The sequence below is a fragment of the Pseudomonas frederiksbergensis genome (assembly GCF_003732665.1).
Taxonomy (GTDB): Bacteria; Pseudomonadota; Gammaproteobacteria; order Pseudomonadales; family Pseudomonadaceae; genus Aquipseudomonas; species Aquipseudomonas frederiksbergensis_G.
Genome location: NZ_MOBP01000006.1, coordinates 679718 through 692848, shown reverse-complemented (window position 1 = coordinate 692848; position 13131 = coordinate 679718). Strand labels below are relative to the sequence as shown.

12 protein-coding genes are annotated in these 13131 nt (G+C 61.2%); 7 read left to right on the top strand and 5 right to left on the bottom strand.

Annotated features, from left to right (window positions below; genetic code table 11):
* Positions 1-171: 171 nt before the first annotated feature.
* On the bottom strand, positions 172-1080 hold the full coding sequence (locus tag BK665_RS13275; RefSeq protein ID WP_123406120.1) for a LysR family transcriptional regulator: 909 nt from the start codon (positions 1078-1080) through the stop codon (positions 172-174).
* A gap of 199 nt (positions 1081-1279) precedes the next feature.
* Between BK665_RS13275 and BK665_RS13270 the strand changes: the two genes are divergently transcribed.
* Both BK665_RS13270 and BK665_RS13265 read left to right on the top strand, forming a co-directional pair.
* Positions 1280-2506 carry an aminotransferase class I/II-fold pyridoxal phosphate-dependent enzyme gene (locus BK665_RS13270; protein ID WP_123406117.1) on the top strand — a complete coding sequence of 409 codons (1227 nt, stop codon included), beginning with the start codon at positions 1280-1282 and terminating at the stop codon, positions 2504-2506.
* A 17-nt stretch (positions 2507-2523) separates the two neighbouring features.
* A complete protein-coding gene (locus BK665_RS13265; protein ID WP_123406115.1) occupies positions 2524-3690 on the top strand; it encodes an MFS transporter in 1167 nt (388 codons plus the stop codon).
* On the opposite strand, the gene yiaY is transcribed toward BK665_RS13265, so the two are convergent.
* Positions 3687-4835 (bottom strand): L-threonine dehydrogenase, encoded by a 1149-nt coding sequence (gene yiaY, locus BK665_RS13260; RefSeq protein ID WP_123406113.1) that lies wholly within the window; start codon positions 4833-4835, stop codon positions 3687-3689. The genes BK665_RS13265 and yiaY overlap by 4 nt on opposite strands.
* 157 nt (positions 4836-4992) lie before the next feature.
* On the opposite strand from yiaY, the gene BK665_RS13255 reads away from it, so the two are divergent.
* Positions 4993-6012 carry a DUF4917 family protein gene (locus BK665_RS13255; RefSeq protein ID WP_123406111.1) on the top strand — a complete coding sequence of 340 codons (1020 nt, stop codon included), beginning with the start codon at positions 4993-4995 and terminating at the stop codon, positions 6010-6012.
* Between the two features lie 158 nt (positions 6013-6170).
* On the opposite strand, the gene BK665_RS13250 is transcribed toward BK665_RS13255, so the two are convergent.
* On the bottom strand, positions 6171-6515 hold the full coding sequence (locus tag BK665_RS13250) for a YegP family protein (RefSeq protein WP_123406110.1): 345 nt from the start codon (positions 6513-6515) through the stop codon (positions 6171-6173).
* Positions 6516-6672: 157 nt separating this feature from the next.
* On the opposite strand from BK665_RS13250, the gene BK665_RS13245 reads away from it, so the two are divergent.
* The 3 genes from BK665_RS13245 (at position 6673) to BK665_RS13235 (ending at position 10847) form a co-directional block, all read left to right on the top strand.
* Positions 6673-7209 (top strand): RNA polymerase sigma factor, encoded by a 537-nt coding sequence (locus tag BK665_RS13245; protein WP_123406108.1) that lies wholly within the window; start codon positions 6673-6675, stop codon positions 7207-7209.
* On the top strand, positions 7206-8165 hold the full coding sequence (locus tag BK665_RS13240; RefSeq protein WP_123406106.1) for a FecR family protein: 960 nt from the start codon (positions 7206-7208) through the stop codon (positions 8163-8165). The genes BK665_RS13245 and BK665_RS13240 overlap by 4 nt, the downstream gene beginning before the upstream one ends.
* A gap of 123 nt (positions 8166-8288) precedes the next feature.
* Positions 8289-10847: a TonB-dependent receptor gene (locus BK665_RS13235; RefSeq protein ID WP_123406104.1), complete on the top strand. Its 2559-nt coding sequence runs from the start codon at positions 8289-8291 to the stop codon at positions 10845-10847.
* A 114-nt stretch (positions 10848-10961) separates the two neighbouring features.
* On the opposite strand, the gene BK665_RS13230 is transcribed toward BK665_RS13235, so the two are convergent.
* Together BK665_RS13230 and BK665_RS13225 are read right to left on the bottom strand one after the other, a co-directional pair.
* Entirely contained in the window at positions 10962-11267 is a 306-nt protein-coding gene (locus BK665_RS13230) for a ribbon-helix-helix domain-containing protein (protein WP_123406102.1), read from the bottom strand.
* 14 nt (positions 11268-11281) lie between these two features.
* Complete coding sequence (locus BK665_RS13225; protein ID WP_123406100.1) at positions 11282-11863, bottom strand: DJ-1/PfpI family protein; 582 nt, start codon at positions 11861-11863, stop codon at positions 11282-11284.
* A 310-nt stretch (positions 11864-12173) separates the two neighbouring features.
* Between BK665_RS13225 and BK665_RS13220 the strand changes: the two genes are divergently transcribed.
* On the top strand, positions 12174-13079 hold the full coding sequence (locus BK665_RS13220; RefSeq protein ID WP_123406098.1) for a DMT family transporter: 906 nt from the start codon (positions 12174-12176) through the stop codon (positions 13077-13079).
* Positions 13080-13131: the final 52 nt, after the last annotated feature.

Below are 13131 nucleotides of genomic sequence, written 5' to 3'. Positions count from 1 at the left end.
CGTTCGTGAAACGCGAATGCTCTGGGAGATTGTCGCGACCTCAGGGCCGCCTTCGCGAGCAAGCCCGCTCCCACAGGGGATTTGCTGTGGATACAAAAACTACATTCACTGAAGATCAACTGTGGGAGCGGGCTTGCTCGCGAAGAGGCCGGCCCATCCAACAAAGATCTATCAGACCTCTCCCCGCAACTGCTCAAACAACATCCGACTCACCGGCGACAATCCCGCTTCATCGCGCACCACCAGTATCAACGCCCGATCCGACCAGTCATCGGTCAACGGCACCGCATGCAACCCCAGCGCCCGGCCAAACAGTTCATAGGCTTTTTGCGGCAGGATGCCGATGCCCATGTTGGCCTGGACCATCCGGCACATCGCATCAAACCCCGGCACATGAATCCGCAATCGCAACACCTTCCCGGCCTTGCGTGCGGCGGCGTGGGTGCGCATGTTGATCGAACTGGCCGCATGCAAGCCGACGTAATCGCTGCCCAGCGTGTCGGCGAAGGCCAGGGTCTGGCGACTGGCCAACGGATGATCCGGCGGCATCAACACCACCAGTTTGTCCTGGCGATAGAGCACGCTGTGCAGGCCTTTGACGTCGCTGTCACTGGAGCAAATGCCGAGGTCCGCCACACCATCCAGCACCCCTTGAATCACGCCGCTGCTGGGCCGCTCTTCGAGGTCGGTCTTCACTTGCGGATGACGCTCGGAAAAATCCCGCAGGTCTTCGGGCAAAAACTGAATGATCGCCGACAGGTTCGCCAGCATCCGCACATAGCCGCGAATTCCATGGCTGTGCTCCCCCAGTTCCAGACCCATTTTCTCGACGTTGAACAGCATTTGCCGGGCATGGTGCAGCAGGGTTTCCCCGGCCGGCGTCAGGGTCATGCCCTTGGCCTGGCGCACGAACAGGCTGATGCCGAACGCTTCCTCCAGCTCCATCAAACGCTTGCTCGCCGCCGACACCGCGATGGCTTCACGGGTGGCGGCACGGGTCAGCGTGCCTTCTTCGTGGACGGCGACGAAGAGCTGGAGGGTGATCAGGTCGAGGCGGCGGATCAGGCTTTTTTGCAGCATGGGGGGCTCGATGCTCGGATTCGGCTGAGTCGGCAGGATAGCCGGTTTTGGCCCACAGCCTCACATGACACCTTCCTACACATAAATCTCTTGTAACACTCAAACATGCAGGAATCGGCCGATTCTAGGCCGGCGCTGCGCTCCGTAAAATCTCGATACACAAGGACAGCAACACCCACCCAAGGAGCAACACGTTTATATGGACCAGACAGCCAACACCTTCACCAACTATCGAAAACTGATCGCCCTGGCCGATTACGACTGGGAAACCGCCGAAGCCGGGAGAGTCGCGGGGCTCAACGTCGACATCCGCAGCGCCAACCGCATGGTTGACCAGTTCGGAAGGGCGTTTCATCACTTCTGCACCACCTCCTACCTGGGCCTGGATCACCACCCCGACTTGCTCAAAGGGGCCATGAGCGCATTGTGGGAAACCGGCACGCTGCGGGTCGCCAACTCGAAAAACCGTTGCAAACTGGCGATTCTGGAACGCTATGAATCGGAACTGTCCGGGTTGTTCGGCGCCCATTGCCTGAGCACCTTGTCGTGCAGCGCGGCGAGTGCCGGGATCCTGCCGTTGCTGGCCAGCGGCGTGTTCACCGAAAACCGCCCGCCGGTGATGGTGTTCGACCGCTTGGCCCACTACTCGATGAACCACCTCAAAGCCGCGTGCGCCGACGAAACCCGGGTGGTGACCAGCCCCCACAACGACATGGATTTTCTGGAAACCCAGTGTCAGCAAAACGGCACGGTCGCCTATGTCGCCGACGGCGCCTACAGCATGGGCGGGGTGGCGGACCTGGACAGTCTGTTGTACCTGAAGGATCGCTATGGGCTGTTTCTCTACCTCGACGATTCCCATGCCCTCTCCGCTGTCGGAACCCACGGTGCCGGTCTGGTGCGGCCCAGGTTGCAAGCCCTGGAGGATGATTGCCTGATCGTCGCGTCACTGGCCAAGTCGTTTGGCGCCAGTGGCGGCGTGGTGATGTTCGGCAATGAACGGCAGCGCAAGCTGATCCAGCGCTATGGCGGCCCTAGCAATTGGTCGCAAAGCCTGAACAGTGCGGCCATCGGCGCCGGCAGGGCTTCGATCAAGCTGCACAGCACCCCGGAATTCGCCGGGTTGCAGGACAAACTTCAGGTTAATATCCAGCTCTTTGACCGTCTGATCCGCACCGAACAGCGCGGCAGCAACATGGCGATCCGCTTGATCCGCTGCGGTGAAGTGGCGCTGGCCAACAGCGTGGCGACCGAATTGGCCAATCTCGGCTTCTTCACCTCGGCGGTGTTTTTCCCGGTGGTCGCCCAAGGTCAGGCGGCCATCCGGATTACCCTGCGGGCCGACATGGACGCCCCGTTGATCCGCCACTTTTGTGAACTCGTCACCGAGCTTTTGCGCACTCACGGCCATGATGTCGGCTGCTGAAACCCAGAGAAGATTCCATGAACAGCCGCACCACCCTCCTTGTCACCTGCAGCACGGTTTTTCTCGCGCAATTGGGCATGAGCATTTACCTGCCCGCGTTGCCGGAGATGGCCCGGCATTTGTCCGCCGATGCGGCGCAAGTGTCCTGGGGTTTGGCGGTGTACCTGATCGGCATGGCGTTGCCGATGTTGTTCTGGGGCAGCCTTGGCCAGCGCATCGGGCGTAAACCGGTGTTGCTGGCGGCGCTTGGCATCTATGGCGTCGGCAACCTTGCCTTGCCCTTGGGCCAGACCCTGGAATCATTCCTGTTTTTTCGCTTGCTTCAGGGTGTTGGTGCCAGCGGGATTTCGGTGATGGCGCGGGTGCTGATCCGCGACAGTTTCCGTGGTGACCTGCTGGCCAAGGCGTTGTCGTGGATTTCGATTTCCTTCGTCGTGGCGCTGGGGATTGGCCAGTACCTGGGGTCGATTATTCAGGTCGCGTTTGGCTGGCCCTCGATCTTTTATATGTTGGGGGCCGTGAGCCTGGTGATGGCCGGGATTGTGGCGCGGGTCGCGTTCCCGGTGCTGACCGACGAGAGCAGTCCAGCCTCCAGTTGGTCGAGCTATGGGCGCATCCTGCGACATCGCGCCTTCCTGCTGCCGGCCCTTGCTGGCGGCCTCGGTTACGGCGTGATCATCGCGTTCAACACGGCGGCGCCGTTGATCCTGCAAGGGCCGTTCAACTGGTCGCCCGTTGAATACGGATTGTTGGGATGGCCAATCAGCGTGGCGTATTTTCTCGGGGCGCTGGGGGTCAATCGATTCGTCGTGCGCACCGGTCAGCATCGGCTGATGACCTTGGGTGTTGGATTGGTTTTAGCTGGCGCCGGGGTGATGTTGCTGGGGAGTGTCGCGGGGACGTCGGTGGCGCTGCTGTTCTGGCTGCCTTACTGCTTTGCGGTGTTCGGCCAATCGCTGAATTACCCCATCAGCCTGTCGCTGGCCAACGAGGGTTCGCCGGTCAGCGGGGCTTATGCGATGGCGTTGAGCGGTTTCATCCATCAACTGATGGCCGCCATGATTGGCGGCATTGCCAGTCTGATCGCCAGTCAGCAGGCCTGGCCGTTATCGCTGCTGTGCACCTTGCTGGCCCTGGGCGCGATGCTCTGCGTGAGGTTCGCGCCGGGCCGCAAAACCGCTTAGAACGCGCTGCGGAAAATCTCCTCGATCTGCCGCTGATCCGCTGCGCGCGGGTTGGTCAAACCGCACGCGTCTTTCAGGGCATTGGTGGCGAGGATCGGGATGTCATTGAGCTTGGCGCCGAGGTCGCGCAAGCCGCCGGGGATTTCCACGTCCTTGGCCAGGCTGCGGATCGCTGCGATGGCCGCTTGTGCGCCCTCTTCCGCGCTGAGCCCGCGAATTTCGGCGCCCATGGCGTGGGCCACATCGGTGAGGCGATCGGCGCACACCAGCGCATTGAAACTTTGCACATGGGGCAACAGCACCGCGTTACACACGCCGTGGGGCAAGTCGTAGAAACCGCCCAACTGGTGGGCCATCGCGTGGACGTAGCCGAGGGACGCGTTGTTGAAGGCCATGCCGGCGAGGAACTGCGCGTAGGCCATGTTTTCCCGGGCGGCCATGTCGCTGCCGTCGCGCACGGCCAGGCGCAGGTTGTTGCTGATCAGGGTGATGGCCTTCAGCGCGCAGGCATCGGTGATCGGGTTGGCGGCGGTGGAAACGTAGGCTTCGATGGCGTGGGTCAACGCGTCCATGCCGGTGGCGGCGGTCAGGCCCTTGGGCATGGCGACCATCAGCGCCGGGTCGTTGACCGACAGCAGCGGCGTGACGTTGCGGTCGACGATGGCCATTTTCACGTGGCGCGATTCGTCGGTGATGATGCAGAAACGGGTCATCTCACTGGCGGTGCCGGCGGTGGTGTTGATGGCGATCAGCGGCAGTTGCGGCTTCTCGGATTGGTCGACGCCTTCATAGTCGCGGATCTGCCCGCCGTTGGTCGCGCACAGGGCGATGCCCTTGGCGCAGTCGTGGGGCGAACCGCCGCCCAGGGACACCACGAAATCACAGCGACTTTCCTTGAGCAGGCCCAGGCCGCTCTCGACATTGGCGATGCTCGGGTTGGGCTTGGCGCCGTCGAAAATCACCGAATCGATGTCCTGCATCGCCAGTTTCCCGGCGATCATCGCCGCCACGCCGGCCTTGGCCAGCCCGGCGTCGGTGACGATCAGCGCCTTGCGAAAACCGTATTTGCGAATGGCGTCCATGGCTTCGTCGAGGCACCCGGTGCCCATGATGTTCACGGCGGGGATGAAAAACGTGCTGCTCATGGCGAATCTCCTGCGAGGGGCCGAATCGACAGCTCCGATTCAGCGGATGAACACAGGATCGACCGATCAGTCACGGCGCATGTTGATCTGGCTCAACCCCCGGTCGTGATAAAGTCGCCGCCCATCAGACCCTTCGCTTTTTGAGACGACCAACGCAATGACCGATTTCCAGGATGTCGACGCCCAACTTGAAGACTGGAACGCCTTGCGCACCAGCGCTTCGTTCAGCGGCCTGCTGCTGGGCAACGGCGCCAGCCGTGCGGTGTGGGATGACTTCGGTTATGACTCGCTGTTCGAAAACGCCCGCACCGTCGAAGAAAAGCCCCTGAGCCAATCGGAGCTGAGTGTGTTCGATGCCCTGCAAACCCGCAGTTTCGAGCAGGTCCTGAGCGCGCTGAAAATCACCAGCCGCGTCAACAAGGCCCTGGCCGTCAGCTCCGCCGCGCCGCGCAATCGCTACTACGCGATCAAGGAAGCGCTGATCAACACCGTGCACGCGGTGCACATCCCGTGGCGGCTGGTGGTGCCCTCGACCCTGGCGACGATCAATCAAGAGATGGGCCGCTATCAAACGGTGTTCACCACCAACTACGATCTGCTCGGCAACTGGGCGATCCAGCACCAGCCGGAGGCCATCACCGACCTGTTCCAAGGCACCGAGCCGAGCTTCGACTTGAGCGCCAGCGCCACCGACAAACCACGTCTGCTGTACCTGCACGGCGGGCTGCATCTGGTGCGCAACCAGGACGGCACGGCACGCAAATTGATGTCCACCGAGGGCACGTTGCTCGGCAGTTTTGCGATCAACAACACGATCAAAACCCTGGACGACGTGCCGCTGTTCGTCAACGAAGGCCCAGCCCAGGACAAGCTCAAGACCATTCGCAGCTCGGACTATTTGTCGTTTTGCTATGACCAGTTACTGGGGCATGGCGAGGGGTTGTGCATTTTCGGGCATGGGTTGGGTGAGCAGGACAGCCACATCATCCATGCGTTGCGCCAGGCGAAACCGAAGGTGGTAGCGGTGTCGATCTATCCGCGCAGCAAGGCGTTTATCCAGCATCAGAAACGGCATTACGCGAAGGTGTTTGAGGGGACGGGGGTTGAGTTGAGGTTTTTTGATTCCAAGACGCATGCGCTGGGTAGCCCGAAGCTGACGGTTCCAGTCGAAGTTTAGTGGCGCGACTTTCGCGAGCAGGCTCGCTCCCACAGTTGGAATGCATTCCCCTGTGGGAGCGGGCTTGCTCGCGAAGACGGCGTGTCAGTCGACAAAGAGGTTGTCTGACACACCGCTTTCGCGAGCAAGCCCGCTCCCACATTAGAATTTCGATGTAGTTAGAGCACCGGCAATGTCTTGTCCTTGATCACGGTCGTCGGTCCGTTGGCCTTCACGCTGGCAATCCCTTTCTCCCGCGCGGCGTCGTTGGAATAGGCCTCGCTGCTGCCGATGATTTCGTGATTCCCGGCCTTGAGGTTGAAGTAAGGATGGCCGTCCTTGGTGTTCTTTTTCTCGTAGCGCTCGTCCAGCGGACTGTTTTTCTGCACCGCGGCGATGCCGGTGTCGGCGGCGTTGCGGCTGGTGTAGGTCTCGCTGGTCAGAATGGTTTCGGCATTGGCTGCTTTCAGCACAAAGCGAAACTGCCCGCTGCTGGTTTTGCTCAACTCGTACCATCCAGACATGGTGCTGCTCCTGTCGATAAAGTTGCCTGACAGTAAAGACGCTCCACCGGGTTTATCCACCGCCGGACGACGGGCATCATTTGTCGAGAGACAAATAGCAATAATTCTCGATATCATTTGCGACTTTCTGCGCCGCGCTTCGTCAAGAAGGATATCCATGTCTCGCCTCACGCCCGACCCGCTGTCGGCTGACTCCTTTCGCCGGTTCTACGGGGACATCCTGCATTACCTGCGTAAACGCACGGATAACCCCAGCGACGCGGCGGACATGACCCAGGACGTGTTCACCCAATGGCTCGATTACGGCGACCGCGCCAAGGTCGAACAGCCCCGGGCGTTTTTGTTCCAGATGGCGCGCAACTTGCTGCGTGATCACTGGCGGCGGCAGAAGGTACGGCACATCGTGCAGCCCCATCACGAGGCAGCCCCGGAGCCCGTCACCGACGACCAGCACGACCCGTTGGCCGGTGCCCAGCGCCTGCAACGCCTGGAGCAACTCAAAAGTGTTCTCGCCGAACTCTCGCCGCGCCGTCGAGAAGCCCTTACGCTGCACCGCTTTGAAGGCCTGAGTCAGGCACAGATTGCCGAACGCATGGGCATTTCCCTGAGCATGGTGGAAAAACACATCGCCTTCGCCCTGCTGTATTGCAAGCAACGCCTGGACCACGACAACGGCATGGAGCAGCCAGAATGACCCGCCAACACGAGATCGACAGCGAGCTGTCGGACGACGGCATCGACACCCAGGCGGCGAGCTGGTTTGTGCGCAATCGCCAGGATCACGGCAGCGTCGACCGCGAGGCTTTCGAGTTGTGGATGTGTGTGCCTGAACACACCAAGGCCTACCGCGCTTTCGAAGAGCTGTGGGCCGATCTGGCCGAACTCAAGCAACAGAACCAACCGGTGCCGATCAGCGTGCGGCGTAAACCGAATGTGTGGCGCCCGGCCCTGGCGATTGCGGCGGCGCTGGTCTGTGCGGTGCTGGCATTCAACCTCGGCACGCCCCATGGGGTTTATCAGCAACAGATCGCGGCCCAGGCCAAAGGCTCGCGCACCTTCAATCTGCCAGATGGCAGCACCTTGTCGGTCAATGCCAATACGCGTTTGCGCATCGATTTCGACGGCCAGCAGCGTCAGGTTTATCTCGATCAGGGCCAGATTTATCTGGAAGTGGCCCCGGACAAGGAGCGCCCACTGTGGGTGCATACCGGCAAATCGACGGTGCGGGTGGTCGGCACCGGTTTTGATGTGCGGCGCACGCCCAAGCAAGTGGTGGTCAGTGTCGCCCACGGCCAAGTTGCATTTGCCCCCGACAGCAAGACCCAAACCCTGCTCGGCGCGCAGCAGCAGGCCTCGCTCGACCTGGCCAGCGGCACCCTGCAACAGCAGACATTGACGGACGCACAAGTGGCGGACTGGCGCAGCGGTCACCTGTCGTTTCGCAATCGCGAACTGGCCAGCCTGGTGGATGAGTTGAACCTGTATCGCGCCCGCCCGGTGCTGTTGGCCGACGCCAAACTGGGGCGCTTCAAGGTCTCCGGCAACCTCGACGTCAACGATCCCGACGCCTTGCTCAACGCGCTGCCGGCGCTGATTCCGGTGAAAACCGTCGCACTCGCCGACGGCCAAATACGCATCGAAGCGCGCTGAAAAAACCTCACATGAGAATATTTTGCATTCGCATGTGAGGTTTTTTTTGCCTGCCGCGTCTTCCTCCGGTCTGCGTTGTGTACGCAGGCCTTTTTGGCCATTTTCGCCGCCCTGGGGGATTCAATGTTTCGCGCGTCTTCGTCTTATCCGCTCGTTTGCCTTCGCCCGACCCTGCTCGCCGCCTGCCTGTCGTTCAGCCTGCAAGCCCACGCCGAGTCCATCAACCTGCACCTGCCGGCGCAGTCGCTGGCCACCTCGCTGAGCCAGATTGCCCGGCAGGCGAACATCCAGTTGTTGTTCGACGAAGCGCAGTTGCGCAACCTCAAGGCCCCGGCCATCGATGGCGATTACAGCGCCGAAGCGGCGATCCGCCAGTTGCTCGATAAAAGCCAGTTCGGCCTGATCAAGGTCAACCAGACTTACGTGGTGCGCCCCGAAGAACCGGTGACCAGCAGCAGCGACGGCATCCAGCTCGACGCCTTGAGCGTGATCGGCAGCGGCACCGAGGTCGACGCCAGCACCGTCGGCCGCTCGACCCTGACCCAGGCCGACATCGACCGCCACCAACCGAGCAACATCCCCAGCCTGCTGGCGACCCTGCCCGGCGTCAGCATGGGCGGCTCGATGAAACCCGGCGGCCAGACCATCAACATCTGGGGCCTGGGCGACGCCGAGGACGTGCCACTGACCGTGGACGGCGCGACCAAAAGCGGTTTCGAGCGCTACCAGCAAGGCACGATTTTCATCGAGCCGGAGCTGATCAAACGCATCGAAGTGGAAAAAGGCCCGCACTCGATGCTCACCGGTAACGGCGGTTTCGGCGGCACCGTGCACATGGAAACCAAGGACGCCCCGGACCTGTTGCAGGAAGGGCGCAACAGCGGCGCGATGGTCAAATACGGCTACGCCAGCAACGACCATCAGCAAACCTACAGCGGTGCTGTGTTCGGTCGTACCGACGACGGTCGCGCCGATGCGTTGGTGTACCTGACCAAACGCGATGGCGACGACATGAAACTCGCCGGCACCCCGCCCGACCCGGACAACAGCTACCCGATCAATCCCCAGCGCCTGCCCAACAGTGCCCAGGATCTGGACGGCCAGTTGCTCAAATTCAACCTGCACCTCAACGATGAGCACAGCGTCGGCCTGTCGTATTCGCGTTCGCAAAGTGAGCGCTGGACACCGTTCTCGTCCGCCAGTTATCCAACGCCACCGACCCAGTCGAACATCAAACAGTACGGTTATGAAAATGCCTTGAAGCGATTCCTGGCCAACCGCGAAACCATCGACACCACCTGGTCGACCAAGTATCAATACCAGCCGCTGGACAATCGGCTGATCGACCTCAAGCTCAGCTACTCGGAGTCCAACACCGACCAGACCGACGAGCGCGACGCCACGGCGTTTTTCCAGACCTCCACTGGCGGGCGCAAAATGGACACTGCCTACAAGGACCGCTTCGTCGAGGCGAGCAACATCAGCCTGTTCGACACCGGCGTATTGGCCCACGCGGTGACCACCGGCGTGCAAATTCGCAAACACAGCCGCGACACCGAAATGTGGATGCCGGGCAAGACCTACGATGTGCCCAAATACAATTACGGCTACTTCCAGCCCAGCTTCATGCCCCAAGGCAAGGTCGACACCAACAGTGCCTACCTGCAAGACGCCATCACCTTGGGCGACTTCACCCTCACGCCGTCGGTGCGCTACGACCACGTACGCAACCGTGGCGAGGCCAACGACGCGCCGTACTACAACAACCCGGACCCAAGCTTCGGTCACGACTACAGCGACCGCACCTACACCGGTTGGTCGCCGCGCCTGTCGGCGTTCTGGCGGGTCACGCCGGATGTCGGCTTCTTTGTCGACTACAGCAAAACCTGGCGTGCGCCGGTGATCGACGAACAGTACGAAGTCCAGGGCCTTGGCAGCCGCACCGCCACCAGCGTCGACCTCGACCCGGAACGCGTCACCGGTTGGCGCGCCGGCAACATCAGCAACTTTGCCAACGTGTTCCAGGACCACGACAACGTGCAAATCCGCACCACGCTGTTCCGCAACAAGTTCGACGATGAGATTTTCAAAGCCACCGGTGTCGGCTGCGAAAACCAGGCAATCAAGGGCGGCACCATCGCCTCGGACTGCAAGGGCTCGGGGCCCATGGGCAACTACCGCAACATTGGTGGGCTGACGATCAAGGGCTTCGAAGTGGAAAGTTTCTACGACTCCACGTACCTGTTCGGCTCGCTGTCCTACTCGTGGATGACCGGCAAGCACGAAGGCGCCTACACCAACCCGTGGGGCCCGGACGTCTGGGCGCGCGACATCCCGTCACCGAAATGGATCGCAGTGCTGGGGGTGAAAATCCCGAGCTGGGATGCCCAGGTCGGTTGGCAGGGTGAGTTTGTGCGCCAGACGGATCGTTTGCCGAGCGACAAGTACGGGTCGAGCAAAAACACGGTGGGCGATGTGTTTTACGACCAGTACGCCAATGATCGTTACAACGTGCAGGGATTGTTTGCGAACTGGAAACCGCAGCAGGCTTATCTGAAGGGGACCGAGGTGAATCTGACGGTGGATAACCTGTTCAATGAGGATTACCGGCCGGCGTTGAGTGGGGATCGGGCGTATAGCCAGGGGCGCAATGCCAAGGTGAGTGTGACGCGGTTCTTCTGATCCGGGATTTGTATTGGCCTATCGGACCCCTTCGCGAGCAAGCCCGCTCCCACAGGTGGAATGCATTCCAATGTGGGAGCGGGCTTGCTCGCGAAGGGGTCAACACGGACCGGACTATTTCACCACTGTACGAACCACCGACAACTCCGGCGCCATCACCCGCCGCTGACTCAAATACCGCATGCAACTCACCCGCAAGAACGAAGCAAAATTCACCACTTCCCCGCGATAGTCCATCACCTCTTCATACAGCTTGGCGATCAACTGGTTGGTGGTCATGCCGTCGACTTCGGCGATTTCGCTGAGGATGTCCCAAAACTGGTTCTCCAGCCGCAGGGTGGTGACCACCCCGCAGATGCGCAGCGAGCGGGAGCGCGATTCGTAGAGGATCGGATCGGCTTTGACGTAGAGCTCGCACATGGAATCGTGCCTCGTTACAGGGTGATTTTGGTGCCCAGCAACCCGAGGAAACCAGCGAGCCAGTTCGGGTGCGCCGGCCACGCTGGAGCAGTGGCCAGATTGCCTTGAACGTGGCCTTCCGTCACCGGGATATCGATGAACGTACCGCCCGCCAAACGCACTTCCGGGGCGCAGGCCGGGTAGGCGCTGCACTCGCGACCTTCAAGAATCCCGGCCGCAGCGAGCAGTTGCGCGCCATGACACACGGCGGCGATCGGCTTGCCGGCCTTGTCGAAATCTCGCACCAGTTCCAGGACTTTTTCATTCAGGCGCAGGTACTCCGGCGCACGACCGCCGGGCACCAGCAGCGCGTCGTAATCGGCGGCTTTCACTTTGGCGAAGTCGAAGTTCAGGGCAAACAGGTGACCGGGTTTTTCGCTGTAGGTCTGGTCGCCTTCAAAGTCGTGGATCGCGGTGCGCACTGTCTGGCCGGCGGTTTTGTCCGGGCACACGGCGTGCACGGTGTGGCCGACCATCAGCAGCGCCTGGAACGGCACCATCGCTTCGTAGTCTTCGACGTAATCGCCGACCAGCATCAGGATTTTCTTGGCAGCCATGGGGAGGACTCCTCTGGGAATACGTGGGCGTGCAGGAGTATTCAAGGTAGTCCTAATCTGCGGGGTCAGGTAATAACCGGTTACTACCTGACGGACCGCGTTATCGTTCTTCGCGGGCAAGCCTCGCTCCTACAGGGTTTTGCGTCGAACGCAAATCAATGATCAACCGAAAACCTGTAGGAGCGAGGCTTGCCCGCGAAGGCGTCCTCAAACTGTACGGATAATTCTGATCCTAGCTGTAACAGGGGCAAACCCAATGTTTATGGCTATATGAACACTCTTCCCGCCACCCTCGACTCTGGTTGCCCTCATGTCCTCCCGCGAAAACACCGGCATGGCCCTCGGCCTGCTTGGCGTCGTCATCTTCAGCCTCACCCTGCCCTTCACCCGCATCGTCGTGCAGGAAATCCACCCGTTGCTCAACGGCCTGGGCCGTGCGTTGTTCGCGGCGGTGCCGGCGGCGATGCTGTTGCTGTGGCGGCGGGAGAAGTGGCCGACCTGGAAACAGGTCAAGGGCCTGACGCTGGTGATCGCCGGGGTGATCCTCGGTTTTCCGGTGTTGTCGGCCTGGGCCATGCAAACCTTGCCGGCGTCCCACGGCGCCCTGGTCAACGGCCTGCAACCGCTGTGCGTGGCGCTGTATGCCGCGTGGTTGTCCCATGAACGCCCTTCAAAAGCCTTCTGGGCCTGCGCCGCGTTGGGCAGTGCGTTGGTGCTCGGTTATGCGCTGATCAGCGGCGCCGGCAGCATTCAGGCCGGGGATTTGCTGATGCTCGGGGCGATTGCCGTGGGCGGCCTGGGTTACGCCGAGGGTGGCCGGTTGGCCAAGGAGATGGGCGGTTGGCAGGTGATCTGCTGGGCGCTGGTGCTGTCGACGCCGTTGCTGATTGGGCCGGTGACGTACCTGGCGTTGCAGCATCAGGGCGAGATCTCGGCCAAGACCTGGTGGGCGTTTGGCTATGTCTCGCTGTTCTCGCAGTTCATCGGTTTCTTTGCCTGGTACGCCGGGTTGGCGATGGGCGGAATTGCACGGGTCAGTCAGATTCAGTTGTTGCAGATCTTCTTCACGATTGCGTTTTCGGCGTTGTTCTTTGGCGAACACATCGAGCCGATTACCTGGCTGTTTGCGGCGGGGGTGATTGTGACAGTGATGCTTGGCCGCAAGACCGCCATAAAACCTCATGTGGGAGCGGGCTTGCTCGCGAAGGCGGACTGACCGTCAACATCGATGTTGACTGACCCAACGCCTTCGCGAGCAAGCCCGCTCC

Excerpts from the sequence above, each read along its gene's own strand:
- BK665_RS13235 (WP_123406104.1), top strand. The coding sequence starts at position 8,289 with ATGTTTCGCGCGTCTTCGTCTTATCCGCTCGTTTGCCTTCGCCCGACC.
- BK665_RS13240 (WP_123406106.1), top strand. The coding sequence starts at position 7,206 with ATGACCCGCCAACACGAGATCGACAGCGAGCTGTCGGACGACGGCATC.
- BK665_RS13270 (WP_123406117.1), top strand. The coding sequence starts at position 1,280 with ATGGACCAGACAGCCAACACCTTCACCAACTATCGAAAACTGATCGCC.
- BK665_RS13245 (WP_123406108.1), top strand. The coding sequence starts at position 6,673 with ATGTCTCGCCTCACGCCCGACCCGCTGTCGGCTGACTCCTTTCGCCGG.
- BK665_RS13250 (WP_123406110.1), bottom strand. The coding sequence starts at position 6,515 with ATGTCTGGATGGTACGAGTTGAGCAAAACCAGCAGCGGGCAGTTTCGC.
- BK665_RS13230 (WP_123406102.1), bottom strand. The coding sequence starts at position 11,267 with ATGTGCGAGCTCTACGTCAAAGCCGATCCGATCCTCTACGAATCGCGC.
- BK665_RS13255 (WP_123406111.1), top strand. The coding sequence starts at position 4,993 with ATGACCGATTTCCAGGATGTCGACGCCCAACTTGAAGACTGGAACGCC.
- yiaY (WP_123406113.1), bottom strand. The coding sequence starts at position 4,835 with ATGAGCAGCACGTTTTTCATCCCCGCCGTGAACATCATGGGCACCGGG.
- BK665_RS13275 (WP_123406120.1), bottom strand. The coding sequence starts at position 1,080 with ATGCTGCAAAAAAGCCTGATCCGCCGCCTCGACCTGATCACCCTCCAG.
- BK665_RS13225 (WP_123406100.1), bottom strand. The coding sequence starts at position 11,863 with ATGGCTGCCAAGAAAATCCTGATGCTGGTCGGCGATTACGTCGAAGAC.
- BK665_RS13265 (WP_123406115.1), top strand. The coding sequence starts at position 2,524 with ATGAACAGCCGCACCACCCTCCTTGTCACCTGCAGCACGGTTTTTCTC.
- BK665_RS13220 (WP_123406098.1), top strand. The coding sequence starts at position 12,174 with ATGTCCTCCCGCGAAAACACCGGCATGGCCCTCGGCCTGCTTGGCGTC.